Annotated in this window: 31 protein-coding genes; 6 read left to right on the forward strand and 25 right to left on the reverse strand. The window is 41.9% G+C overall.

Translation table 11 applies throughout. The features are described from left to right. Window positions 1–121: 121 nt before the first annotated feature. The 13 genes from ACWB0I_RS06040 to ACWB0I_RS06100 all read right to left on the reverse strand — a co-directional run bounded on the left by ACWB0I_RS06040 (window position 122) and on the right by ACWB0I_RS06100 (window position 9726). The gene (locus tag ACWB0I_RS06040; protein WP_479387145.1) at window positions 122–649 is read right to left on the reverse strand and encodes an adenine phosphoribosyltransferase; all 528 of its coding nucleotides are present in this window, start codon (window positions 647–649) and stop codon (window positions 122–124) included. A gap of 16 nt (window positions 650–665) precedes the next feature. After that, a complete protein-coding gene (locus tag ACWB0I_RS06045; protein WP_479387146.1) occupies window positions 666–944 on the reverse strand; it encodes an acylphosphatase in 279 nt (92 codons plus the stop codon). After that, on the reverse strand, window positions 941–1396 hold the full coding sequence (locus tag ACWB0I_RS06050) for a TIGR00725 family protein (RefSeq protein WP_479387147.1): 456 nt from the start codon (window positions 1394–1396) through the stop codon (window positions 941–943). Before ACWB0I_RS06050 ends, ACWB0I_RS06045 begins: the two co-directional genes overlap by 4 nt. Then, window positions 1393–2688, reverse strand: coding sequence for an asparagine--tRNA ligase (asnS, locus tag ACWB0I_RS06055; protein ID WP_479387148.1), 1296 nt, complete (start codon window positions 2686–2688; stop codon window positions 1393–1395). Before asnS ends, ACWB0I_RS06050 begins: the two co-directional genes overlap by 4 nt. Window positions 2689–2996: 308 nt before the next feature. Continuing rightward, window positions 2997–3650 carry a class I SAM-dependent methyltransferase gene (locus ACWB0I_RS06060; RefSeq protein WP_479387149.1) on the reverse strand — a complete coding sequence of 218 codons (654 nt, stop codon included), beginning with the start codon at window positions 3648–3650 and terminating at the stop codon, window positions 2997–2999. A 1-nt stretch (window position 3651) separates the two neighbouring features. Next, complete coding sequence (locus ACWB0I_RS06065; protein WP_479387150.1) at window positions 3652–4044, reverse strand: NifB/NifX family molybdenum-iron cluster-binding protein; 393 nt, start codon at window positions 4042–4044, stop codon at window positions 3652–3654. A 67-nt stretch (window positions 4045–4111) separates the two neighbouring features. Continuing rightward, complete coding sequence (locus ACWB0I_RS06070) at window positions 4112–5044, reverse strand: radical SAM protein (RefSeq protein ID WP_479387151.1); 933 nt, start codon at window positions 5042–5044, stop codon at window positions 4112–4114. Between the two features lie 19 nt (window positions 5045–5063). Next, window positions 5064–5567: a permease gene (locus ACWB0I_RS06075; protein WP_479387152.1), complete on the reverse strand. Its 504-nt coding sequence runs from the start codon at window positions 5565–5567 to the stop codon at window positions 5064–5066. 4 nt (window positions 5568–5571) lie between these two features. After that, window positions 5572–5973, reverse strand: a complete 402-nt coding sequence (locus ACWB0I_RS06080; protein ID WP_479387153.1) for a permease — start codon at window positions 5971–5973, stop codon at window positions 5572–5574. Between the two features lie 22 nt (window positions 5974–5995). Next, the gene (locus tag ACWB0I_RS06085) at window positions 5996–6772 is read right to left on the reverse strand and encodes an SIR2 family NAD-dependent protein deacylase (RefSeq protein ID WP_479387154.1); all 777 of its coding nucleotides are present in this window, start codon (window positions 6770–6772) and stop codon (window positions 5996–5998) included. 2 nt (window positions 6773–6774) lie between these two features. Then, window positions 6775–7185, reverse strand: coding sequence for a threonyl-tRNA synthetase editing domain-containing protein (locus ACWB0I_RS06090; RefSeq protein ID WP_479387155.1), 411 nt, complete (start codon window positions 7183–7185; stop codon window positions 6775–6777). Window positions 7186–7201: 16 nt separating this feature from the next. After that, window positions 7202–9058 (reverse strand): oxidoreductase, encoded by a 1857-nt coding sequence (locus tag ACWB0I_RS06095; RefSeq protein WP_479387156.1) that lies wholly within the window; start codon window positions 9056–9058, stop codon window positions 7202–7204. Window positions 9059–9084: 26 nt separating this feature from the next. Next, window positions 9085–9726, reverse strand: coding sequence for an MBL fold metallo-hydrolase (locus ACWB0I_RS06100; protein ID WP_479387157.1), 642 nt, complete (start codon window positions 9724–9726; stop codon window positions 9085–9087). 528 nt (window positions 9727–10254) lie between these two features. On the opposite strand from ACWB0I_RS06100, the gene ACWB0I_RS06105 reads away from it, so the two are divergent. Next, window positions 10255–11367, forward strand: coding sequence for an IS4 family transposase (locus tag ACWB0I_RS06105; RefSeq protein ID WP_479387174.1), 1113 nt, complete (start codon window positions 10255–10257; stop codon window positions 11365–11367). A 948-nt stretch (window positions 11368–12315) separates the two neighbouring features. After that, window positions 12316–12555, forward strand: a complete 240-nt coding sequence (locus ACWB0I_RS06110) for a hypothetical protein (RefSeq protein WP_479387158.1) — start codon at window positions 12316–12318, stop codon at window positions 12553–12555. Between the two features lie 19 nt (window positions 12556–12574). On the opposite strand, the gene ACWB0I_RS06115 is transcribed toward ACWB0I_RS06110, so the two are convergent. The 7 genes from ACWB0I_RS06115 to ACWB0I_RS06145 form a co-directional block, all read right to left on the reverse strand. Then, on the reverse strand, window positions 12575–13318 hold the full coding sequence (locus tag ACWB0I_RS06115; RefSeq protein WP_479387159.1) for an SIR2 family NAD-dependent protein deacylase: 744 nt from the start codon (window positions 13316–13318) through the stop codon (window positions 12575–12577). Window positions 13319–13334: 16 nt separating this feature from the next. Continuing rightward, window positions 13335–13841 (reverse strand): peptide deformylase, encoded by a 507-nt coding sequence (gene def / locus ACWB0I_RS06120; protein ID WP_479387160.1) that lies wholly within the window; start codon window positions 13839–13841, stop codon window positions 13335–13337. An 18-nt stretch (window positions 13842–13859) separates the two neighbouring features. Continuing rightward, complete coding sequence (locus ACWB0I_RS06125) at window positions 13860–14258, reverse strand: VOC family protein (protein ID WP_479387161.1); 399 nt, start codon at window positions 14256–14258, stop codon at window positions 13860–13862. A gap of 25 nt (window positions 14259–14283) precedes the next feature. Continuing rightward, entirely contained in the window at window positions 14284–14598 is a 315-nt protein-coding gene (locus tag ACWB0I_RS06130) for an iron-sulfur cluster assembly protein (protein WP_479387162.1), read from the reverse strand. Window positions 14599–14672: 74 nt separating this feature from the next. Continuing rightward, complete coding sequence (locus ACWB0I_RS06135) at window positions 14673–14906, reverse strand: hypothetical protein (protein ID WP_479387163.1); 234 nt, start codon at window positions 14904–14906, stop codon at window positions 14673–14675. A gap of 42 nt (window positions 14907–14948) precedes the next feature. Further along, the gene (locus ACWB0I_RS06140) at window positions 14949–15269 is read right to left on the reverse strand and encodes a cupin domain-containing protein (protein ID WP_479387164.1); all 321 of its coding nucleotides are present in this window, start codon (window positions 15267–15269) and stop codon (window positions 14949–14951) included. 22 nt (window positions 15270–15291) lie between these two features. After that, on the reverse strand, window positions 15292–16032 hold the full coding sequence (locus tag ACWB0I_RS06145) for an ATPase domain-containing protein (protein WP_479387165.1): 741 nt from the start codon (window positions 16030–16032) through the stop codon (window positions 15292–15294). A gap of 284 nt (window positions 16033–16316) precedes the next feature. Between ACWB0I_RS06145 and ACWB0I_RS06150 the strand changes: the two genes are divergently transcribed. The 4 genes from ACWB0I_RS06150 to ACWB0I_RS06165 all read left to right on the forward strand — a co-directional run bounded on the left by ACWB0I_RS06150 (window position 16317) and on the right by ACWB0I_RS06165 (window position 18429). Further along, window positions 16317–16751, forward strand: a complete 435-nt coding sequence (locus ACWB0I_RS06150; RefSeq protein WP_479387166.1) for an SRPBCC family protein — start codon at window positions 16317–16319, stop codon at window positions 16749–16751. A 169-nt stretch (window positions 16752–16920) separates the two neighbouring features. Beyond that, complete coding sequence (locus ACWB0I_RS06155) at window positions 16921–17076, forward strand: DUF4160 domain-containing protein (RefSeq protein WP_479387175.1); 156 nt, start codon at window positions 16921–16923, stop codon at window positions 17074–17076. Then, a complete protein-coding gene (locus ACWB0I_RS06160) occupies window positions 17036–17320 on the forward strand; it encodes a DUF2442 domain-containing protein (protein ID WP_479387167.1) in 285 nt (94 codons plus the stop codon). The genes ACWB0I_RS06155 and ACWB0I_RS06160 overlap by 41 nt, the downstream gene beginning before the upstream one ends. Before the next feature lie 125 nt (window positions 17321–17445). Further along, window positions 17446–18429, forward strand: a complete 984-nt coding sequence (locus ACWB0I_RS06165; protein WP_479387168.1) for a peptidoglycan bridge formation glycyltransferase FemA/FemB family protein — start codon at window positions 17446–17448, stop codon at window positions 18427–18429. Window positions 18430–18548: 119 nt separating this feature from the next. Here the strand turns inward: ACWB0I_RS06165 and ACWB0I_RS06170 are convergent, their stop codons facing one another. The 5 genes from ACWB0I_RS06170 to ACWB0I_RS06190 all read right to left on the reverse strand — a co-directional run. Next, the gene (locus ACWB0I_RS06170) at window positions 18549–19688 is read right to left on the reverse strand and encodes a glycosyltransferase family 4 protein (RefSeq protein ID WP_479387169.1); all 1140 of its coding nucleotides are present in this window, start codon (window positions 19686–19688) and stop codon (window positions 18549–18551) included. A gap of 368 nt (window positions 19689–20056) precedes the next feature. Continuing rightward, window positions 20057–21112 (reverse strand): hydrogenase expression/formation protein HypE, encoded by a 1056-nt coding sequence (gene hypE, locus ACWB0I_RS06175; RefSeq protein ID WP_479387170.1) that lies wholly within the window; start codon window positions 21110–21112, stop codon window positions 20057–20059. A gap of 13 nt (window positions 21113–21125) precedes the next feature. Beyond that, a complete protein-coding gene (gene hypD, locus ACWB0I_RS06180) occupies window positions 21126–22220 on the reverse strand; it encodes a hydrogenase formation protein HypD (protein WP_479387171.1) in 1095 nt (364 codons plus the stop codon). A gap of 11 nt (window positions 22221–22231) precedes the next feature. Then, window positions 22232–22534 carry a HypC/HybG/HupF family hydrogenase formation chaperone gene (locus tag ACWB0I_RS06185; protein ID WP_479387172.1) on the reverse strand — a complete coding sequence of 101 codons (303 nt, stop codon included), beginning with the start codon at window positions 22532–22534 and terminating at the stop codon, window positions 22232–22234. 22 nt (window positions 22535–22556) lie between these two features. Further along, window positions 22557–23243, reverse strand: a 687-nt coding sequence (locus ACWB0I_RS06190) for a PDDEXK nuclease domain-containing protein (RefSeq protein WP_479387173.1), incomplete at its 5' end; no start/stop codon positions are given.

Here is a 23243-nt window from a genome sequence, read left to right on the forward strand (position 1 = left end):
ACCATAATGCTTTTCATGGCACCCTCCGCTTTAAACTTAACTAATTTTATCCAGTCAAAGTTTTATTACTCTGACTATTAAATTCCAATTTTAATGAATTGAACCCTTCGCTATGCGCGGATTAAAATTTAATGAGTGTTTTAACCTGATATTCTTTCAGCTTCTCAATCCCTTTCAAAAAGGTAAGCTCTACCAAAAAACGAATGCCTGCCACATGTCCACCGCATTGCTCAATGAGTCTGGCAGCAGCCATCGCCGTCCCTCCGGTTGCCAACAGATCGTCCAGCAATAAAACGCTCTGCCCCTGTTTTACAGCATCCTGATGAATTTCCAGGGCATCTGTACCATATTCCAGTTCATATTCTTCTTTAAACGTTTTGTAAGGCAACTTACCAGGTTTACGGATCGGTACAAACCCTTTATTCAATTTTAAGGCCAGCGCTGCTCCAAAAATAAAACCCCGCGATTCCACTGCAGCCACCAGGTCAAAAGCGCTGTCCTTCAGGCTTTCAACGAAAAGATCAATGGACAGGGAAAAGAGTTCCGCATCCTGAAGAACCGGAGTAATGTCTTTAAAAAGAATACCTTTCCTGGGAAAATCCGGTACATCCCGAATGGCTTCTTTAATACGTTCTACCGATTTTTGCATGGATTCCTTCCTTTATTTAAAAAGCGATTTCAAACGATTGATAGCGATCCGTAGGGAGCTCTAACTCTTCAATGTCCATGTCAACAACATGGGCAAAAGCCGGCCCACGATTGAGCTCCTGAATAAAGTGATTCAAAACTTCTTCTTCACCCTGGGCCACCACTTCCACATGACCCTCCGGTAAATTTCGCACAAAACCATTGATTCCCAATTCTCGGGCCGCTTGCCGGGCAAACCAGCGGTATCCAACTCCCTGAACCCGGCCCTTAACAATAATGCGTAACGATCGTTTCATGGCAACAATGCTAAAAGTTTTTCTATGGCTTCCTGAGCTGTTTGCGCTGTTGGCATTGCAGGCTCTAACTGCCATGTTTTAATACCAATTAGAGGTTTCCGCAACTGCAGAGCAAAGGCAATTTCTGAAAGTGTTCCGTATTTCCCGTTAATGGCTATCAAACCATCGGCTGCGCGTACTACTATAAGATTCCGGGCCAGCCCCAATCCCGTAGGAATAGCCACCTGAATGTAGGGGTTCGCTTCGGATCGCTCCTCCCCCATCAGAATGCCGACGGTAAGCCCGCCCTGCTCCGCACAGCCTCTGGCCGCAGCTTCCATGACCCCGCCTCGGCCGCCGCACACCAGGCCAAAGCCATGGCTGGCAATTAATCTTCCTACCTGATAGGCAATTTCACGGATTTCCGGCGTGCTGTCGCGGCCGCCGATCACGCCAATGAATCGCTGCATCATGGGTAAATACGCTGTAGTAATCGCGGAAACGGAATGGTTTCACGCACATGTTTGGTTCCGGTAATCCAGGCTACGGTGCGTTCAATGCCCAGTCCAAAGCCGGAATGGGGAACGGAACCGTATTTTCTTAAATCCAGGTACCACTCGAAGGCTTTTTCGTCCAGGTTGTGTTCACGAATTCGTTGCAAAAGCGTGTCGTAATCATCTTCGCGCTGCGAGCCGCCAATGATTTCACCGTAACCTTCCGGCGCTAACATGTCCATAGCCAGCGCAAATTGCGGTTCTTCCGGATCGCGCTTCATGTAAAAAGCCTTTACTTCAGCCGGATAGTGATGAATTATCACCGGCTTATCGAACTCCTCAGACAAGATCGTTTCATCTGCCCCGCCGAAATCATCGCCGTAAGGGAAATCAACCCCATGTTTTTTAAGTATTTCTACAGCCTCGTTATAATGAATTTTAGGAAAAGGCGGAACGGTATTTTCCAGAATACGCGTATCGCGCTCAAGGGTTTTCAGTTCTTCGGCTCTATTTTTTAGAACGGATTGCACAATATGCGAAACAAATTCTTCGGCCAATTGCATGTCATCCTGTAAATCGAAATAGGCTACTTCCGGCTCGATCATCCAGAATTCGGTCAGATGGCGCCTGGTTTTAGACTTTTCAGCACGAAAAGTCGGTCCAAAACAGTAAACGCGCCCAAAAGCCATGCATGCAGCTTCGGCGTACAACTGCCCACTCTGGGTTAAGTAGGCCGGCGAACCAAAATAGTCTGTTTTAAAAAGCGTGGTCGTGCCCTCTGCCGCATTGGGCGTAAAAATGGGTGAATCAACCAGAATAAAATCACGATCATTAAAAAATTGCCGGGCTGCATTGATGATCTCATGGCGAATGCGTAAAATGGCATGCTGACGTCTGGAACGAATCCATAAATGGCGATGATCCATTAAAAAATCGATGCCATGTTCTTTTTTGGTAATGGGATAATCTTTGGCGATCTGAACAATTTGCAGATCTGTCACGTGCATTTCATAGCCCAACGGCGACCGTTTGTCGGCCACTAATTTACCCGTAACAATAATAGATGATTCCTGGGTAATCTGATCCGTTTTCTCAAAAACGTCTTCAGAAACTTCACTTTTAACCACCACACATTGAATGATTGCCGAACCATCCCGAACTAGCAAAAACCGCACTTTACCACTGGAACGTTTATTGTAAAGCCAGCCCTTAATGGTTACTTCCTGATTTTCGTACTGCGCCGATTCATTAATGCGAATAACAGGTGCCATAAAATCGTTTCCTTCCTTTATTTGCTGAACTGCTGCAATTTGATTTTAGAACTACAAATATAAGCAAGCCTCTAAATTTAAGCAAGGTTGAAACTCAGTTCAGCGAAAAAAAACAGTAAGGAGGGAATGGCAAAAAAAGATTAAACAATAACCAGTGAAAGAACGTTTTAGATCACAAAAATCTACATCTTGCAGAACACGTTTCTGGCTTTATCAAAGGGCAAAAAATCTGCTCTTCCTCTATTTTTTTGCCTGGAGTGTGAGCTACTTTCAAAAGGGACGCAAAGGGAAATGGGCTACTAAAGACTTTACGCCAGTATTTTTCTGGCTTTGAACAATCGTAAAGTATCAAAAAACCAGCGCTCTTCCTCAAACAACTCAAAGCCCCATTGTTGCAACTGCTCTTTCCAGTTGATGGTAATGTATTCAAAGGCCAGAGGACATTCAATGATTTTAAAACCGATTCTAAACCAGAATGGCTTTTCCTCAAGGTCAAATTCATTAAAATCAAGCACAACAAGTTGACCATCATCTTTTAACGCCCGTCTGGCATTATCAATGATCTTTTTTCGGTTTTCCTGAGTAAAACCATGTAAGACAAAAGAGGTGAAAACTTTGTCAAACTCATTTTTAAAGGGCAAAGGCTCCAGAATGCTCTGGCGGTGCAAAGTAACATTAGGTAATTTCCCGCAATTTTTTTCGAACTGGGCAGCCATTTCCTGACCAATATCCACTCCGACAATGCGTCCGTTTTCCCCCAGGTATTGGGCCATCAGACAATCATTTTTGCCTGTGCCACAACCCAGGTCCAGGATGGCGTCATCGGGCTGAATATTCATTTTAGCGATGGCCTCTTTCAAAAAGCGTTCATATTTGCCAAAGCTTCCCCAATTTAAGAGTTGATCGTAAAAGCGTGCCGTAAGCCCCTTTACTTCTACTTTAGAAACCGATTGATCCAGCATTTTAGAGTCTCCCGTTACAGGTTGTGAATTTCATGCTTTCAGGATCAAAACATTTAAAATCTTCATAATCTCCAGAAAGTAATCGGCCAAGGGCTTCATCAATACTATTGATCCTGGTAATTAAAGGTTTTTTACTTTTTTGAACCAATTTGGGGATTGAATGCATGCCCATACTGCGGGCTAAAAACACATCACAATCGTTTAACAATTGTATGATGTTTTTAGCCTGCCCGTGCTCATGGTTGGCTGTTTCATTCTGGACAAAGGGATTCTCCCGTATTTCCTGGGATTGGATTTGTCCATTTTCTATTTTAAAAATTTTGTAATAGCGACTTTCACCAAAATGTCCGCTACGAATGGTATTCAGATCATCCGTACCCACAGCAATCTTCATTACATTCTCCTTCTTAAAATTTGTTTTAACCTTTTGATGAACTTTCAATGGTTTCGATACAAAATCCTTAATTCAGTCTGTAAAAGAATCCTCTTGTTTGTTGCACCACTCTGATTTTGCCCTTTTGCTCCAGAATATCCAGATATTTATTGATTTCGTTGATGTGCAGGCCAAGTATCTTTTGCAAATCGTCCAGTGTGCAGGGACGTCGGGCTATGGTTTCCATAATAGCCGATTCAATATCCTGACGAAAGGCTGCTGATTTTTCCCGTTGCGCCGCCCGACTGATAATTTCGACCTGTGGTAACTGCCAGTAATCCAGAATGCTTTTTAATTCGGTTTGGGTAGCTGCGCGGATTGAGGACACAGGCCCGGGGCGATCGAGTGTATTCAATTGAACACGATCGGGCTTAATGGCCAGAATCGCTTCCTTTAAAGCTATCAAATCAGAAGGCCTGTCATTAATGCCCGGCACAATGAAAATTTCCAGATACATTTTTCCAGAAAACTCCTTGCGGAACTGAATCATTCCATCAATAATGCCTGGCAACTTTAAAGCCGGATGAGGCTTATTGATGCGCTTAAATGTCTTTTCGCGGGCCGCATCCAGCGAAGGGATGACCACGTCGGCAGCACACAATGCCCTTCTGACCTCTGCATCGAACAATAACGTACCATTGGTTAAAACAGCGGTTTGATAATGGCCTTTTTGTTCTTTGAGAAAGTTTAAAATTTCTCCGATTTTACTGTGCAGAGTTGGCTCACCCGAACCGGAAAAAGTGACAAATTCTGGTTGCGGGGAGTGCGCAAAATAGTGTTCTAATTCTGCAATTACGCCATCAACCGGAACCCACTCTTTTCTTTCCAGCGTTAAGTTTGTTGTCCTGCCACATTCGCAATAGATGCAATTGAGTGTGCAGGTTTTAAGGGGGATCAAATCAATCCCCAACGAACTACCAAGGCGTCTGGAAGGAACTGGTCCAAACAGATATTTGTACATTTTATGATTTTACCTCTATTTAAAACCGTTCAATAATCAGCCCTTCTAAAACAGAGCTGATGATCATGTAAAAGACCAAAACCACAAAGAATTTCAGTCCAAAATAATAGATTAACAGAGGAATGAAGGGTATTTTAATAGCTCGACAGTAAATAAAAGTTGCCATTAACCCTTCTCGCATGCCCTGCTCTTTTAATTCTTTTAATAGTGGATACCAGGCGTAAATGGAACCATGGCTAATAATTCCAAATGCAATGGCAATGAGCCAGCCCTTAGCGCCAGACTCTTTGCCCATCCACTTTTTTATTTGCCCGGGCTTTAAATAAAAATCGATGAGAGCCATGATTATCATGACAAACAAAAGAACGGGAATAATCTCTAATAACAGTCCGGCGCTGATGCGGAGGGCGCCGGAGACCTTTTGCGGGACAAACAGAGCCAGCAAAAGGTAGGCGATCACGACGATCAATAGAAAATAGAGGCCTCCCTTTCCCCTGGGAGTTGGATTTTCGGTTTGCGCCATCGTATTATCCCCATACCCCAAAGGTTAAACCCGTGGCCAGCGCTACAAAAAAGCTTAGCAAAAAACTGAGCAGGTTTCGTTTTAGGGCAAATCGTTTGCCCAAAACAGCCGCTTCAACAGGAAACTGAACCAAACCAACGGTTACCCAGGTCACCAGAAAAGCTGTAACCGCGTAAAGGCTTACCCCTTCTTTTAAGAGTTCACCGCCAATAATGTAACTGTTCAGGGCATTACCGGAAAATACACTGCCCATTATCGCTCCGATCACCGTGTCTGTGATCCATTGTCCACTGAACACGTTTTGAATGAAGTGCGCAGGCAACAATGCGCGGTACAAACCAAACAGTAGCAAAACGCCCGTTATGATGGGTAATGCCTGACTGACATTACGGGCTGCTTTGATCATTGAATTTTTCCATGACCGCGGTTTATTTTGCATTGGCGTCATCACTCCTCTCAAAATCAGCGGCTTTTAAAATGGCGTTCAGGTGTTTTAAGGCAGTACTCGCTTTTTCGGGAATAAAAATTTTGGTAATTTCAGAAGTAAAATTGCTCTGCTGCGGATTGATTTCAATGATGGTAGCGCCCCGTGCGTGGGCCATCTTAGGAATCAATGAGGCAGGCATGATTTCCCCGGTTGTGCCAATGATCAACAGGACATCGGCTTTTTCGGCCTCTGCAAAGGCCAGTGTGTTGGCTGGCTCCGGAATAGGTTCGCCAAAGAACACAAAATCCGGCCGCAGATGCCCGCCACAGTACGAACAGATTGGAGGCAGTTTATTGAGATTAATCTTCCCTGCCTCCTGGCGCTCATGACATTGATCGCAGATGACGTAACGCGAAGTTCCGTGAAATTCGATTACATTCTGGCTGCCTGCGATTTGATGCAAATGATCGATATTCTGCGTGATCAGGGTTCTAACCAATCCTCTCTTTTCCCAATCGGCCAGAATCTGGTGCGCGGGATTGGGTTGGGCCTGGCCAAAATAATCATAAAATATCTCTTTGATGAGCTGCCAGGACTGCAAGGGATTCTGTCGAAAGTAACCAATTTCCAGCATCATCGGATCATAGCGGCTCCACAGGCCCTGAGGCCCTCTGAACGGCGGGATGCCGCTTTCCACTGAAATGCCGGCTCCGGTAAAGACAATCAGGTTCCGAGCCTGAGCGATGATCCTGGCGGCTTCGCGGTAGGGTTGCTCCAAAGTTAGAACTCCTTGTAAAGCCGTGCAAACGAATGGCCCGGGGCCTGAACATCAATGTCCAGAAAATAACCAAAAGGGGTCTGGGCCGTTTCGTAGCCGGCCCCTTTCAGGCGTTCCTCGGCATTGTTAAAAATCGCTTGCGTCAATTCTGGATCACCTTTTTTTTCAGAAAGATGGGCAAAAGAATGCAACACAATCCGATTCGTGTCATTTTTTCGGGCGGCCCATTTTAAGTTTTTGACCAGTTTAGTCTGTACGTTGGAAAGATTCGCCTCATCTTCCGGCTCAACATGAATGAAACCCACAAGGGCATTTTCGAACTGTTTTTCTTCTCTGCGCTCCTCCACCTGATCGAGTCCTTTAACACTGGTTTTGAAGGCAAATTTGGTACAATAAAGCATGAGTAAACGCATGGGCATCCTCCGGTTATTAAATGTTTGCTGCCACTAAAAATCCTTCGCGGATGGCATCCTGTGCCTTACCTACCTGATGGGCATCCCCGATAACATGAACGGGCATTTTATCTTTTAACGCTTTTTCCATGGGATTGAAAGGCTCCATACCCGTGGCCAGCACAATCTTATCGACATGATCGATGACCATCCTCTGTTTTCCGGAAATTTTAACCTGTTGACCGTCAATCTCTTCCACGCGGGTTTCTGTGTACACAGGAACCTGATGATCTTTTAATTTTTTTAAGGTCATGGCCTTTTCGATCATCTCCATGCCGCGGGCAATTTCATCCAACATTTCAATGATGATGACTTCATTGTCATGGTCCACCAGTTTACTGGCAATTTCAATACCGATCAATCCGCCTCCAATTACCACCACCTTTTTGTTCTCCGGCAGGTTTTCATCCTTGAGGAATTCGGCCCAGTAATAGTCTTTCAATCCTTTAATGGGCGGAACTTTCGGTTTTGCTCCTGTGGCCAGAATAACGGCATCATAACTATCCTGGATGATGTCCTGTGGTGTAGCCTCTTTTAAAATAAGATGGACATTCTGCTGGCGAATTTGATCGATAAAATAATCGACAATACTTTTTAAGGACTCCTTTTTAGGCGGTAGCCAGGCCAGATTAAATTGTCCGCCGAGTTGTTCTTTTTCAAACAGATCAACCTGATGACCGCGCTGGACCAGGGTAATGGCTGCCTGCATTCCAGCCAGGCCGCCGCCCACAACGGCTATTCTTTTAGATGTTGTCGCCTTTTCAAGCGGCGGTAATTCTTCACCTACCAGAGGATTGACCACGCAATGCAATCCACGTCCCCCTTTTACGCCGCCCAGGCAGCCTTCGGAACAGGCCAGGCAGGGACGCATACCTCCTTTGACCTCGCCCAAATACTTGCCAATAAAAAGCGGATCGGCCACCAGTGCGCGTCCCACGGCAAAATAATCGGCATTATATTCAGAACGCAAACGATCAATGTCATTAAAGCGATTAATTCTGCCCACAAAAATGACCGGAATTGTCACTTCCCGTTTGATCAGCCGGGCCAGGTCCCATGTTTTGCCTTTAGGTACAAACATATGCTGGAAAAACCAGGGCGGTGTGGAGCACACGGTGCCCGCGGAAACATGCACGGCCGCTACGCCGTTCTTTTCCAGAATTTGAGATAAAGCAATCATTTCCTGAACCTTGATGCCTGCGGGAATCATCTCATCGCCGCTTAAACGAACGATAATCGGCAGATCACAGGCCTTTTGTACGGCTTCAAGAACTTGCAACGGAAAACGAATGCGATTTTCGAAAGGCCCGCCATATTCATCATTACGATCGTTTACAGCCGGAGAAATGAACTGAGCCAGCAAGTAACCATGCCCCATCTGCAGTTCGATGTAATCGAAGTCTGCCTCCTGGGCGCGACGGGCGGCCAGGGAAAAAAGGTCTAAAACACGATCCATATCCGCCTGATCCATTCTTTGAGGAACGGCTCCACCGTTTTCGCAGGGCTTATCGGTTGATGAGACAAAGTAATTTCCGGGAATTTTAGGATTGGCCATGCGCCCGGGATGGTTCAGGTGGGCAATGACTTTTGCGCCATGGGCATGGATGCCTTTTGTAAGACGTTTCAAACCCTGTAGCTTGTCATCGTGGTCAATACCAATTTGTGTGGGGATTTCGCGCAATCCCCTGTCCAGATACAACGGTTCAATGGTTATGGCGCCCAAATACGCACTACGCTCTTCATAAAAACGAATATGTTTTTCGTTGATCTTACCCGATGCATCGGCATAACCTAATTTTAAAGGGACCAGAATAAAAGGATTCCTGAGTTCCATGCCTACTCCTTTAGCCTTTTCTCGTTTTAAATTTCGTAAACTTTTCCTACTCCGCCTTCCACCACCTTGTCTGGAAAACGATCTTTAATTTCTTTTAGATGCTGTGTACAATGAGTGGGACAAATAAATTGCAAATCAGCAAATAGTTCAAATTGATTAAAACCATGTAAGCCTCCTAAAATACCGTAAAGCGGACCAAAAGTCTGAGCCCTGTGCAGTATGGTACGCATAGCCGGATGAGAACATCCGACAAAAATCATCATCCCGTTTTGGGTAGGAATGATCAGCGCCTGCTCGATGCCTTCCAATTCGCCGGTGGTAAAAATATCTTTTTCCAGGTATTGAGGCTGATCATTGATGTGAACCACTTTTTGCGCTTTTCGCAGGCCACGCAATGTTTCCGGTACATAAACGGTAACCCGACTCCAGGCATTCAAAAAAGCCGAAAGCCCGCCAATGTGATCGAAATGGTTATGCGAAATAAACACTACATCAATACTTTTCGGATCGATGTTCAGAACTCGTAAATTGTGCATTAGAATGTGACCATCGGCGCCGGTATCAAATAAGATGGTTTTCTCTTTGGTTTCAATAACACAGGCAAAACCCCAGTCGGCCATTACGTCCTCTCTGGTCCTCGTATTGTCGAAAACGATGGTTACCTTCATCCCCCCATCTCCCCTTTTAACTTTTTACTTTTTACTTTTACTTTCAGCTTTCATCTTTAATCTTTTTTCTTTTTTCATTACAAGAGAACCCACTCCCAACCCCTCCCAGAAGGGGAGCTCTGGATTTTCCCCTCCTCCGGAGGGGACTAAGGCCATAGCCGTCATGCTAAGTATTTAAAACCTTGAATAATAACGAATTAAACTTGGTAAATTTAGCTTTTTTTTGTATATTAAGGTAGAACCACACAAAAATTAAAAACAAAATATTTATTAAAAAAAGTAGGCCCTCCTGGTGAGGGCTTTTATGATTCTCATAATACCTCCTCTTTTTTTTAAAAGGCCGATGACACGAGGAAATCGGCCTGGAATTCTGTTAATTTTCCTGAGTGAAATATAACAAATAAAGCAATAAATATCAATAGGATAGCTATTTTTTTTGAATGTTTTTTCAACGATGGTATTACGAGAGACTTTGCAAACATTTTCAAGAAAATTGGCCAAAATCATGAGCATTTAACAGAGAGTTTTATTTCCGAAGAGGAAATCGAACAATTAGCCAAAAAGACAAAATTTAGTCAACGATCTGGAAGTAAAATAACTGCAAAAAATTTTTTGGACATAATGGTATTTCATGCAAAGAACTTAAAAACAAAGAGTTTAAATGATATTGTAGTGGATTACATGATTAATCATAACATCAGTATTAGTAAACAAAGTATTGATGAACGCATAAATGATCAGGCTGTATGCTTTTTGAAAGAGGTAATAGGAAAAGCATTAAACAAAAGACTCGATGAAGATTATAAATATTCACAACATTTTAACCGTATTTTAATCAAAGATTCCACGTCATTTCAGATAAATGAAGAATTAAGCCGGTATTATCCTGGCAGTGGCGGCGGCGGTTCTTCTGCAGCGGTAAGATTTCAATTTGAATTTGATTACCTGAATGGCGGAATATTTGATTTATCACTCCATCCATTTAATGATCAAGATGCAACCAATTCAAAGAACACACTCAATGAAATAAAAGAAAAAGATTTAATCGTAAGAGACCTTGGCTATATGAACATACAAGTCTTAAAAGCCATACAGAAGAAAAAGGCCTATTATGTAAGCCGTTTAAACGTAGCAACCAAGGTGTATGAATTTAAAAATAATGAATATCAGGAGATTAAGTTTTCCGCATTGAAAAAAGAAATGGAAAAGAAAGGCTTAACCATTTTGGAAAAAGAGGTTTATGTTGGCAGTCAAAAACTCAAAGATCGTTTGCTTATTTATCTTTTACCAGAAGAAATTATAAAAAAAAGAATAAATAAACATAAAGCAGTCAACCAAAAGAAGCAGCGTGGTACAATTAAACAAGAAGTAAAGCTAAGAGCTCATTTTAATTTATTCTTAACCAATACAACTCCAGAACAAATACCCAAGGAAAAGATCTGGTCGCTTTACAGATTAAGATGGCAAATAGAATTAATTTTCAAAACCTGGAAATCTATTGTGGAGATTAACAAAATAAAGAAGGTTAAAAAAGCGTGCTTAGAACTTTATTTTTATTCCAAACTTCTGTTAATCGTTTTAGGCTGGCAAATCATTACTCAAGTATCTACAATGCTTTACAGATATGAAAAAAAGCATTGAGTATAATTAAAAGTTACAAGACCATAGTTAAAATGTTAGAAAAAGAAGGACTAGAATTGTTAATAAATGTAGATAGTTTAAAAAGGTTTAATTTAAAATTTTACAATATAAGTCGGAACTATCATATTCTTGAGAAACGAAAGCAAAACCCAACGTCATTTGAAATATTATTAACTTTAAACATAACCATACGGTAAGTAATATGAATAAGTTATTAATATTAATAAATTTGGAAGCTTAGCCTGACGGCTATGCCCTCCGCCCCCCTTCCCTTCTTTTAATAAAGGGAAGGGGGAGCAAATTGTGCAGCTTTGCTGAGTTTTCGCCTTACATGTCAATAAATTTTATATTTTTTTTGAAATCTTTGTGCTCGCTGCGGTTAATTTTGGTTGCGGCTGTGCTGCCTTAGATAGGAAAGTCAGAATTTTCAATAATGGGACGACCTCTTTGCTACGCGACCTTCCCCTATTACTTTCACCCCAAAATAGCTGAAAAGGAAATAGGGGGCATTGTAATTCCATTTAGTAACGAGCCAATGCGACTCAGGGACGCGGCGCTACGATTTTGGAGAAAATGGTGTTGCCAGTGACGGGACTTATTTTCTGCACAGCGGATTTTTCACAGGCGCGTTGCACCATTTCTTTTCCTCCTTTTCACTCCTTACTTGTCTCTTTACCATAGAGTTCTGAAAAATTAAACTGTGGCTGTCATTCTGAAGAGTCCTGAGAATCGGGAATACGAAGAATCCACTGTTTTTATTTAACTTATAAGATTCTTCGCTTCGCTCAGAATGACAATTAATGCAATTTTGCAGAAGTCTTATCTCTTTACCACACTGCTGCCTTCTACAGGAAGTTTTACTTCTTTACGCTCCCCATTTGCAATTCTTGTCGCCTCTCATTAAATTATTGCACAATATTGCAATAAAGCACGAGCAGGGAGGTCGCAATGGCTAAAAGAAGACATTTTCACTGGAATTTTTTCCCCGGGCATTTCTGGGGCTGGCGCTTTGGATTTGGCCCCATGATGGGCTTTCCTCAGCCGGGTTGGCGCAGGCGTCCGAGCAAAGAAGAAGAGCTGGAGTGGCTGGAAGAATATCTTGAAGAACTATCTGCCCTGAAGGAAGAACTGGAAGAAGAAATCACCGATATTCGGCAACGCATCGAAGAGTTAAAAGGAAAAGCGTAGCCTCTTGATTTTAATTAGACTATGTTTCCAGTCTTTCAAGTAATAATTTTAATCCCTGTTCGGCCGGAAGCGGAATAAAAATATCTGTAACCTGACTGGTGTAAATGGTTGGGTTAATATTGATCTCAATAATCGGTACACCACGTCTTTGTTTGGCAAACAGGGGAATTACGGATGCTGGCATCATTGTACCGGAAATTCCAATAATCAACATCATTTTTGCCCGATTGGCTTCTTTCATGCCCAATTTATATTCTGGATCAGGAAGAAGATCACCATAAAACAAAACATCCGGTTTTAAAACTGAACCACAGTCCGGGCAAGTTGGGGGGAGGTGAGTCAAATCAATTGTGTCAATAGAATATTTTTTCTGGCATTTTAAACAAACCACCTTTTGAACCATTCCGCAAATATTTTTGACATTCTGACTTCCGGCTTTTTGATGTAAGTCGTCCATATTCAAAGTAACAATTCCCCGAATCCATCGTTCCTCTTCCATTCTCTTCAAAAAAAGATGGGCTTCATTAGGTTGGGCATTAAGGTAAAGCGGGTAGAAAAATTTCGTGAATTTTCGCCAAACATCCAGAGCATTCTGTTTAAAATAATTGATATCCAATATTTGTGGGTCGAAACCAGGCCAATCTGAAAATAAAGGTAAACCGCTTTTAACTGAGACTCCGGCGCCAGTAAAAGCCACCACATATTTTGCCTCATAAATCATTTGGGCAGCCTGGTCAATGACCGCTAAAATTTCCGAAGTCAACTTCCCTGTTCCCTGTTTAAATTATATTGAATTGATAGCGTCTTTCTAATTCCTCTAATCGATCTTTCAATTTTAATCGTTCTGCAGTGGTTGTGTAATCAATAATTAATCGACCATTGAGATGATCAATTTCATGCTGAATAACACGTGCTTTTAATCCGGTTAAATTTAATTGAACTTCTTTTTCGTCAGGCGTAAATGCCTTAACTTTGATTTTTAAACTACGATTAACACCAACATTGATATTCGGTAAACTCAAGCAACCTTCTTCCTTGTAGTCTGTTCCTTCTTTTTGCAAAATTTCCGGATTAATCAAAGTGAGCAGGCCATCACCAACATCGGCAATGATTATGCGCTGAAGATAACCAACCTGTGGCGCTGCCAGACCAATACCATTATTAGTATACATGATCTGGGTCATGGCCTTGATCAGTTGATGTACTTTGCCATCGATATTGTTAATTTCTTCTGCTTTTTTGCGTAGCACAGCATCCGGATAAAGCACGAGATTAAAGCGTTTCATTTTCTACAGTCTCTTGCTTTATTTAATACCTGTTTTGCTTAGCGCTTTGATTTCAAACAAATTTCCTGAAAAATCTTTAATGAAGATCAATGGTCTTTCGTTTCGTTGAATTTTAATAACTTCGACACCAGATCGTACACATTTTTCCAACAATTCTTCAGGATCAGAAACTTCAAGGCAAACATGATTTATTACCGGTGATTGAGTAACGCCTTGCTCCGTAATAAAAATTTCCAATTTTAAATCACTTTTAACAAACAGCAAAACTTTTAGTTCTCCATCGAGCCCAAAAAGCTTTTTGGAGAGAGTTTGACTTACATTGAACTCATTTACTTCCTCAAAACCTAAAATCTGGCCATAAAACTCGCGAGCCTTTTCTTCGTCATTATTTACAAGACCAATATGGTTAAAACGCAATGAATTTCCCTTTTTGCTTCTAAAATTAAATAGCGCCCTTCCAATTAGCTTTAGAAATAGCGAAGAACCTGTCTCTTGCTTCCGGTGTCATCTCAAAAAAATCAACTGCAAATTTTAAGCCTAATTTTTCTATGGACTTACGAATGCTTTCAACCAATGCGTTACGAACAACATCAGGAATTCCGAGCAAAGGTAAAGCCATGGCAACACGTGCCTGATTTCCGTCAACTGCTACATCTAAAATCATTCCGAGTTCAATTAACGTGGCACGAATTTCAGGATGTTCAACATGTTCAATGGATTTCAGAACATCTTCGCGAGTGATTTCAACATTTGACATACTATTCTCCTTTCCTGTCTTAATAAGTACAGGTTGATGCTTAATTTCAACTACCCAGAATTAATCATTAAGAATTATTCGCTACCCCAGCTCAAATATTCTTTTGGTTTTGCTTTGTCGAATCCTTTTTCGCCAATCAACCTCGACCGTTCCCGATCGACTGTACACTGTTCAATCCGATCGATCTGCTTAAACTCGTACTTATTAGAACTGGCTAATTCAATAGCCTGCTCCAGAGATTCAGCCGGGATCTCTTTGATCCCAATAGCCGTAAAGTGGCATACGATTCGAAAAATGGAATCTGACATTTTTTGTCCCCTAAAGGCAATGCTTTATTTATTTGAACAAAATTATTTCGTAATCGGATCCCAAATTACCAGTAAAGTAGCTCCATCTTTTGAATAAAATGGTCCGTGTGTTAAATTTGGCGGAATTAGCTGATATGTTCCTGCTTCAAATTTTTGATCATCAATTTCATAACTTCCGTCTAAAACATAATGCTGTTCTAAAACAGTATGCGTATGAGACTCCATTCGGAAATTTGGAGGTAATTTTAATAACATGGTTTTATGCCCGTGATCATCGCGTAAAACCTTTGTCATTGTTCCTTTTGGATATCCATCAGCCGGTTGCCACTCCAGATCTTTGCAATTTACAACAACTTGTAACATGATCACTCCTAAATATTTTTAGCTAAATCTTTTTTAAGGTTGGAATTAAATGTTTTCGCATTCGCTCGGCTTCGGACCTTATGTTGCGTAACTCCTGTTCTGAAAGAGGAACCACAATATCTTTTTTCTTAAAATCTACCTCTTTCATTTTGATTACTTGTAGATGCAATTCCAGGTTCTTACCCGAATAAGTAAGAATTAGATTATCAGCAGCTTCTTCCAATTTTTGCATTTTTTCTTCAAACACATTATTACTTATGGTAAAAAGACAATTAGTCTGATTTTGAAACAAATTATAAAAAAATTTAAATAATTGCTCTCTATAAGTTAGAGAAAAAAATAAAATATTTAACGCAGCACCGAAAACAATGGGCGGATGTTTAGAAATATCAATATTCTCTTTGGCTTTATTAATTGCAAAAGTCCAGTTTTCAGGATTCAACAAGTTCATTTTGAGATGATTTTTTGAAATCTCTATCGCTTCTTCAACCTCTGGATCAAAATCTACAAAATAGAACCGATCATCATAATCCCTGATATCTATGTCATAAATTGAAAATATTTTTTGCACATAGTCTTTATCGCTGTTAATTAAAAAATAAATAACTGAACCATTTTGCTTCAACCACGAAGCAAGCAACATTCCTGCAAGTAGAGGCTTACCTGAGCCCCCGGGTCCACTGATCAAAATACTTGATGGTACTCTAATTCCTTCAGGAATTACTTCTTTTAACCAATCATATTCAATGTGTAATCGATCCATCTATTCAACCTCCAAATTTCTCTTTGAATTAGATGTGGAGTAAATCAAATAGATACAACAATTGTTAAATATTTTTAACAATTTTCCGTAACTCAAGCTTTAGCTGAGATGTGGATTACAGGCGTAACTCATGCTTTAGCTTGAGATGTGGTTGTTCGAACTAAAGTTCGAGTTAAGAATGCAAGAGGCTATCCCGATTTTTCACAGGTTTCAAAAAATAAATCCATTTGAATTGCACACATTAAACCTTTAATTTAATTGAAAATTCAATCAGGATTTAGAAAGTGAAAGAAATCAAAACAAAAATTGTAATCAATGCAAAGCCGGAAAAAATCTGGCAAATCCTTCGTGAGGTAAATCTTTACGCCACCTGGAATCCCTTTATTATTTATGCGAAAGGCAAATTAGATGAAGGAGAAAAATTTTCATTCATTTTAAAAGCCCCTGGTGAAAAGCCCAAACTGTTTCGTTCAATTTTTAAAAAGATCATTGAAAACAAAGAACTACGCTGGTTAAAACGTGCTCTTTTACCTGGCATTTACGACACAGAGCACATTATAAAATTATCCTCGGCAGGGGATGAAACTACCATGGAATATGAACAACGTTTTAGCGGTCTGGTAGGCTGGTGGTTTTTCAATCGGTTTGAGTACAGTTACCTGGCTGGCATGAAAAAGATGAACCAGGCTTTAAAAGAATTATGCGAGGAAGGAGATTAATGTTTAAGAAAGGTTTTTGAAAAAATTGTTTGTAAAAATACTATTTCAAACCAATTTGTAATAAATTAGTAGAAATATGAGAGAAAAATGAGTCTAACAATCTTTAAAAAAAGCTGGATAAAGATTTTTCTTTTTTTCAAGAGAAGAGTCCCGAATTCACGTTCATGTAATCTCAAACGAAGGTGAAGCTAAGTTCTGGTTGGAACCTGAAATTGAATTAGCAAAAAATTATCGTTTAAAAAGACAACAATTAAAAGAAATAGAATTGTTGATTGAGGAACATTATGAAGAAATCGTTAAAAAATGGAAAAAATATTTTAGTTGAAGTAACAAATATATCAATTCATGGGATCTGGCTTTGGACTCGTGGAAAAGAATATTTTTTATCTTTTGAAGATTTTCCATGGTTTAAAGAACAACCTGTTGCATCCATATTTAATGTAGTTGAATTATCTCCGGGACACTTTTATTGGCCTCTTCTTGATGTTGATTTGAGTTTAGAAATCATAGAACATCCAGAACGTTTTCCATTGGTTGCAAAACAAGAAGAACGATCAAAAGAAAAATGAGAAAGCATATCAGACAGCTAATTCTTATTGTAAAGCACCTTAGGTTTATGTTTAATCTATAATATGGCAGATTACTTGAGTAATTGAAAGAATAAAAATACAAATGTTTTGAGGGACAAAATCGCATGAGTTTAACGGTTAGTCGATTTAGCGCAGAAGATGAAAAATGGTGGGACGATTATGTCTGGCAGGCGGACAACGGCACTATCTTCCACACACGCCGATTTTTGAGCTACCACCCAGCCGATCGTTTTACCGATCATTCGTTGATTTTTAAACGGAAAAACTCAATCAGGGCCGTTCTACCGGCCATCGAAATGGAAATGGATAAGGATCGGGTTTTGTATTCACATCGCGGCGCTTCTTACGGCGGCTTTGTTTATCGCGATATGGGCATTGCTGAAGCTTTTGACCTGGTGGAAACCTTGAAAGAATATGCCCGGGAGCACGGTTTCACGCGCATCCTAGTTACCCTACCACCCATTGTTTACATGAATCGCTATTCCAATTACATCGATTTTGCCATGCTGCAAAACGGATTTCGCTATTTGAAACGGGAAATTTCCAGCGTTGTGCAACTGCCTGCTAATCCGGATCAGGTCCTTAATCTTTTTAAGAGCGAGGCGCGAACGGCCACGCGAAAATCCATTAAATCTGGTATCGAAATCCGCCTTTCCGATGACTACGACACGTATTACGAAATTTTGAAACAAAATCTAAAATTACGCCACAACGTTACGCCCACCCACACTTTAGCAGAATTAAAGAAATTGGCGCAGCTCTTTCCCGATCGCATTCATCTGTGGGCTGCCTACCTTGGCGACAAGATGATTGCCGGTGTGGTTAATTTTATTTGCACGCCCCGAGTGGTGTTGGCTTTTTACATCAGCGACAACAAAGAGTACCAGCAATATCGCTCGGTCAACAATCTTTTTTACCACATTTTTCAATGGGCGGTAAAAGAGGGTTACCATTTTTACGACTTTGGTATTTTTACAGTTAATATGGAGCCCAACTGGGGATTAGGAAAATTTAAAGAAAATTTTGGAGCGCGCGGTCTATTTAGAGATTCGTTTGAACTACTGATGTGGTCTCCGCAAGAACGTTGAAATATTCCAATATTAAAAATTCAATGTGGACATTCTTCGATTTTGTACTCCCCCCCCAAAGGGATGGACGTGCTTCTACGTTTGTGGATTTATTAAAAATGTTGGCTACAATGAGCATCTTATTTTCCAGATAAAGCCCGTTCAATCAGCTCAATATATTTTTTAGATTCCTCCTGCCAGGTGTATTTTTTAGAGACGCGCCGCAGGTTTTTCTTTAATTCCTGATAAACATCATCTTTGATTATTTTACGGACAGCCTCGCTCAAGGCATTGACATTTTTAGGATCTACTACAAAACCGATTTGTTCTTTTTCGATTATTTTGCTGATTTCCGGGTAATTACTGCCAATCACAGGAATCTGGGCCTGTATGTACTCGAACAATTTATTGGGAAGTGCGTGGTAGTAACTCAATCCCTGCCCTGTAATGACTGTAAAACCAAAATCAGCGGAATACGTGTAATTCGCCAGTTGATCAAAGGGTACCATGCCCGTAAAAATAACCCGCTCTGACATCTGCAGTTTTTCTACCTGTTTTTCCATCGCCGGGCGCAAGGGACCATCACCAACAATGACCAGCACTACTTCTTTAATGTGACTGCAAGCCTGAATTATTTCAGGCAGGCCGCGACCTTCAAAAACCATGCCCTGGTAGATGCCAATCTTTTTGTTAGATGGAATCTGAAATTGTTCACGTAGAAATTGCGTACGTGGATATTCCTGCCAGTACGGAATATTGCGCACAAATCCGGCCACATTCAAATGCGGATAGGTGTTTTTCAATGCTTTCGTGTCAGATTCGCACACGGTGAAGGCCGCACAGGCTTTGCTTACGCCAAAGCGCTCCACCATCCTGAAAAAGAAGCGTCGGACGGGCCTTTTTACCAGCGAATTCAATCCAGAAACCAGTTCCACGCTGTCGTAAATGTAGTTACAGTTCTGGAAAAAAGATTTAATGCGTAGCGGAACAAGGGGTAAAAAATCGTACGCAATAAACAGATCGGCTTTTTGCTTTAACAGCCACCAGGTTGCCTTGAACCAGAACTGAAAAAAGCGCAAAACGGTGGGACTCGACCGTAATTTTATTTGTACCAGTTCCACGTCTGCCCACAACTCTTTGTTCAAATTAGGATTGTAAGAGCAGAACAGACGTACACGAAAGCCCTGGTCAAGCAGTGTTTTGACCTTCCGATGCAAATTGGCTTCGTAAAATAAATCCGAGATAGTCAGAATAATGATTGTTGGTTGCCGGTTAGCCAAACTATTTCCCTCGAATATTGAATTATTGCAAATGTAGTTGTTTCCAATATTTTTTGCAAGGAGAGCCTTTACAAAGCGAAAATTTTGATTTCTTCACGCGGATTTAATTATTAAGGCAGCACAGCCGCAACCAAAAAACTCCTTTAAATAATGAGTGGCCAGTGCCCCGGAACCCTTTAACTCTTACACTCATATACTCTTAACTTTACTCCTCCAACAGCAGAAGCCATTTCACGAATTAGCCCTCACCCCCTCGATCCCCTCTTCCAGAATAAAAATCTGGGAGAGGGGGAAGGATTACCATTTGTGTTGGAGATTTTCTTACATGGCCCCATTTACGATCATTAACAGGAATTTACAATTTGTTTTCAACAGATTCGGGGTAGTTGTTCCCCTACGGGCATGTCGATAATGCGTTCCACGCCGTACATGTTTTTCATAACGACCCTTCCTGCATGTTCATCTACAGCCTGACCGATAACAACGGCCTCTCTGCCCTCCTCAACCTGACGCATGGCTTCAACTATGGATTCGGCTATTTGCTCAGGAACGATGGCCACCAACTTACCTTCATTAGCCACGTAAAGGGGATCAATGCCCAAAATTTCGCAGGCTGAACGCACCTCCGGTTTAATCGGGATGCGCTCTTCTTCAATTTTAAACCCAACTTTAGAAGTTCGTGCCAGTTCATTCAGCGTGGTAGCCAGACCGCCTCGTGTAGGATCGCGCATGGCATGGATCTGTTGACTCACGTCAAGCATGGCTTGAACCAGACGATTTAAAGAAGCCGTGTCGCTTTCAATAGTCGATTCAAATGACAGGCCTTCACGCACCGAAAGGATGGCCATGCCATGGTCGGCAATACTACCGGAAAGGATGATGCGGTCTCCCGGTCGAATATTTCGGGCGCTGACGTCAACGCCCGCCGGAATGATGCCCACCCCACTGGTATTAATAAAAATCTTGTCGCACGAGCCCTTGTTAACCACCTTAGTGTCGCCGGTTACAATCTGCACGCCCGCTTTGTCCATAGCCCGACGCATGGAAACCAGAATTTCATGCAGGTCGGCGATAGGAAATCCTTCTTCCAGAATAAACCCCACGCTTAACACTTTTGGGATGGCTCCGCTCATGCACACATCGTTTACCGTTCCGTTGACGGCCAGTTCTCCGATGTTGCCTCCAGGAAAGAAAATAGGGCTTACCACAAACGAATCTGTGGTAAAAGCCAGCTTCTGTCCATCAAACTGCAGGCGCGCCTGATCTTCCAGGGCATTTAATGTGGGATTGCCAAACACCGGCAAGAACACTTTTTCGATGAGATCGGCAGAGAGTCTGCCCCCAGCGCCATGGGCCATCTGAATGGTTTTGTAATCCGTTTTGGGCAATGGGCAGGAAAATTGGCTAAAATCATATTCGGGCATAGGTATTGTCTCCTTACGCGGTTCGTGCTTTGTGGTAGCGATAATAGGCAGCGCAAGCCCCCTCGCTGGAAACCATGGTAGCACCCAACGGGTTTTGCGGTGTGCACTCCTTGCCAAAAGCCGGACATTCATGCGGTTTTTTTAAGCCTTGCAGTACCAGGCCGCTGATGCAAATTTCTGGTTCTTCGGTTTGCAGGTGCCCCACATCAAATTTTAAAGCTGCGTCGTAGGCTTCAAATTCCGGTCGAATGGTGTAACCACTTCTGGGAATGGTTCCGATTCCCCGCCATTTGCGATCCGATATTTGAAATACCTGATTTATGACAGCCTGTGCAGCTTTGTTACCTTCGCGTTTAACCGCACGGCCATATTGATTTTCCACCTGCGCTTGCCCTTTTTCAAGTTGTTTAACGGCAGCCAGGATGCCTTTTAATAGATCTACGGGTTCAAAACCGGTGGGTACAATGGGGACGTGGTATTTTTGCGCAATAGGTTCGTATTCCCACCAGCCCATTACCGTACAGACATGACCGGCGGCCAGATAGGCATTAACGCGATTGTTTGGCGAATTGAGCAGAGCTTCCATGGCCGGTGGTACCAGCACATGACTTACCAGTTCACTGAAATTGCTAAGCCCCTCACGTTGCGCCTGCAAAATGGCCATGGCGTTACCCGGCGCCGTGGTTTCAAATCCAACAGCAAAAAAGACTACTTCTTTATCCGGATTTTCTCTGGCCAGTTTCAGGGCTTCCAGGGGCGAGTAAACCATCCGCACATCGCCCCCCTCGGAACGCGCCTGGAACAAATCCGAATGGCTGCCCGGCACCCGTAACATATCCCCAAAAGAGGTAAAAATAACATTGGGCATTTTGGCAATGGCAATGGCCTGATCGATCATTTCCAGCGGTGTTACACAAACCGGACACCCGGGCCCGTGTACTAATTCAATTTCCCCGGGCAACATTTGATCAATACCAAATTTCAGAATGGAATGTGTTTGTCCACCACAAATCTCCATAATTACCCAGGGACGCGTCACAACACGCTGTATTTGAGCCACCAGAGATTTCACAAGCTCCGGATCACGAAATTCGTCAATATATTTCACGACTCCCCCACCTATTCAGAAGATTTCTTCTTTTCTTTTTTCTTTTTGGAAAGCGGTTCACTTTCCACGTTATAACCATCTTTTTCCAGGGCTTCGGTCAGTTCGTCAAAGGTTTGAAAGACCTCCTCCGCTTCATCTTCGTCCAGTACGGAAATGGCAAAACCTGCGTGTACGATAACGTACTGTCCAACTTTAACCTCTGGAACGTAAGCCAGGCAGGCTTTATTAATTGTTCCACTGTAATCGATTTTGCCCATTTTAAGCCCAGCTTCCTCAAAAATTTCTATCACCTTCCCAGGAATGGCTAAACACATAATTTTCTCCTTGTTAATATGACTAACCCTCGGGGAAAAGCCCTTTTAATTTCTCGGCAAATTCCTCAGGTGTGGGAAAATATTTACTCAATTGTTCCGGTAATTGCTTTTGCATTTTGTAGGTAGAAACGCCTATGGGTTTTCCTACATCTTTTAAAGTATATTCGACAATGGTACGATTTTTATTCTGGCAGATGATAATGCCAATCGAAGGATTTTCTTCCGCTAATTTGACGCGATCATCCAGCACAGATAGATAAAACTGCATCTTACCTGCATATTCCGGTTTAAATTTACCCGTCTTTAAGTCAATCGCCACCAGACAGCGTAAAGCTCGATGATACAGCAAAAGGTCAATAAAAAATTCCTCGTCTTCTATTTCCAGTCGAACCTGATTACCAATAAAAGCAAAATAACCGCCCATTTCGATCAAAAACTGACGCACATGTTCCAGTAAATTTTTTTCTAATTCCCTTTCAGAATGGGCTTCGCTGACCTCCAGAAAATCAAACACATATTCATCCTTCACAGCCAGGGAGGCCTGAGACTGGCACTTTTTCTGAATGGTTCGACTGAAATTGGTCTGGCTTTTTAAATAATTTTGAAACGCCTGAGTTTCTATTTGATGCACCAGAACGCGAAAGGACCAGCCAAATTTCCTGGCCATTTCCATGTAAAACCGTCTTTCCTGATTATCAGCGCACTTTTC

It is taken from the genome of Caldithrix sp. (assembly GCF_056497305.1).

What these genes read in the sequence shown, in the direction of transcription:
- ACWB0I_RS06165 (WP_479387168.1), top strand. Translation starts at nt 17,446, where the DNA reads ATGAGTTTAACGGTTAGTCGATTTAGCGCAGAAGATGAAAAATGGTGG.
- ACWB0I_RS06185 (WP_479387172.1), bottom strand. Translation starts at nt 22,534, where the DNA reads ATGTGTTTAGCCATTCCTGGGAAGGTGATAGAAATTTTTGAGGAAGCT.
- def (WP_479387160.1), bottom strand. Translation starts at nt 13,841, where the DNA reads ATGAAACGCTTTAATCTCGTGCTTTATCCGGATGCTGTGCTACGCAAA.
- ACWB0I_RS06095 (WP_479387156.1), bottom strand. Translation starts at nt 9,058, where the DNA reads ATGGAACTCAGGAATCCTTTTATTCTGGTCCCTTTAAAATTAGGTTAT.
- ACWB0I_RS06130 (WP_479387162.1), bottom strand. Translation starts at nt 14,598, where the DNA reads ATGTCAAATGTTGAAATCACTCGCGAAGATGTTCTGAAATCCATTGAA.
- ACWB0I_RS06060 (WP_479387149.1), bottom strand. Translation starts at nt 3,650, where the DNA reads ATGCTGGATCAATCGGTTTCTAAAGTAGAAGTAAAGGGGCTTACGGCA.
- ACWB0I_RS06135 (WP_479387163.1), bottom strand. Translation starts at nt 14,906, where the DNA reads ATGTCAGATTCCATTTTTCGAATCGTATGCCACTTTACGGCTATTGGG.
- ACWB0I_RS06160 (WP_479387167.1), top strand. Translation starts at nt 17,036, where the DNA reads ATGAAGAAATCGTTAAAAAATGGAAAAAATATTTTAGTTGAAGTAACA.
- ACWB0I_RS06110 (WP_479387158.1), top strand. Translation starts at nt 12,316, where the DNA reads ATGGCTAAAAGAAGACATTTTCACTGGAATTTTTTCCCCGGGCATTTC.
- ACWB0I_RS06100 (WP_479387157.1), bottom strand. Translation starts at nt 9,726, where the DNA reads ATGAAGGTAACCATCGTTTTCGACAATACGAGGACCAGAGAGGACGTA.
- ACWB0I_RS06080 (WP_479387153.1), bottom strand. Translation starts at nt 5,973, where the DNA reads ATGATCAAAGCAGCCCGTAATGTCAGTCAGGCATTACCCATCATAACG.
- hypE (WP_479387170.1), bottom strand. Translation starts at nt 21,112, where the DNA reads ATGCCCGAATATGATTTTAGCCAATTTTCCTGCCCATTGCCCAAAACG.
- ACWB0I_RS06075 (WP_479387152.1), bottom strand. Translation starts at nt 5,567, where the DNA reads ATGGCGCAAACCGAAAATCCAACTCCCAGGGGAAAGGGAGGCCTCTAT.
- ACWB0I_RS06070 (WP_479387151.1), bottom strand. Translation starts at nt 5,044, where the DNA reads ATGTACAAATATCTGTTTGGACCAGTTCCTTCCAGACGCCTTGGTAGT.
- ACWB0I_RS06045 (WP_479387146.1), bottom strand. Translation starts at nt 944, where the DNA reads ATGAAACGATCGTTACGCATTATTGTTAAGGGCCGGGTTCAGGGAGTT.
- ACWB0I_RS06090 (WP_479387155.1), bottom strand. Translation starts at nt 7,185, where the DNA reads ATGCGTTTACTCATGCTTTATTGTACCAAATTTGCCTTCAAAACCAGT.
- ACWB0I_RS06140 (WP_479387164.1), bottom strand. Translation starts at nt 15,269, where the DNA reads ATGTTACAAGTTGTTGTAAATTGCAAAGATCTGGAGTGGCAACCGGCT.
- ACWB0I_RS06065 (WP_479387150.1), bottom strand. Translation starts at nt 4,044, where the DNA reads ATGAAGATTGCTGTGGGTACGGATGATCTGAATACCATTCGTAGCGGA.
- asnS (WP_479387148.1), bottom strand. Translation starts at nt 2,688, where the DNA reads ATGGCACCTGTTATTCGCATTAATGAATCGGCGCAGTACGAAAATCAG.
- ACWB0I_RS06040 (WP_479387145.1), bottom strand. Translation starts at nt 649, where the DNA reads ATGCAAAAATCGGTAGAACGTATTAAAGAAGCCATTCGGGATGTACCG.
- ACWB0I_RS06145 (WP_479387165.1), bottom strand. Translation starts at nt 16,032, where the DNA reads ATGGATCGATTACACATTGAATATGATTGGTTAAAAGAAGTAATTCCT.
- ACWB0I_RS06050 (WP_479387147.1), bottom strand. Translation starts at nt 1,396, where the DNA reads ATGATGCAGCGATTCATTGGCGTGATCGGCGGCCGCGACAGCACGCCG.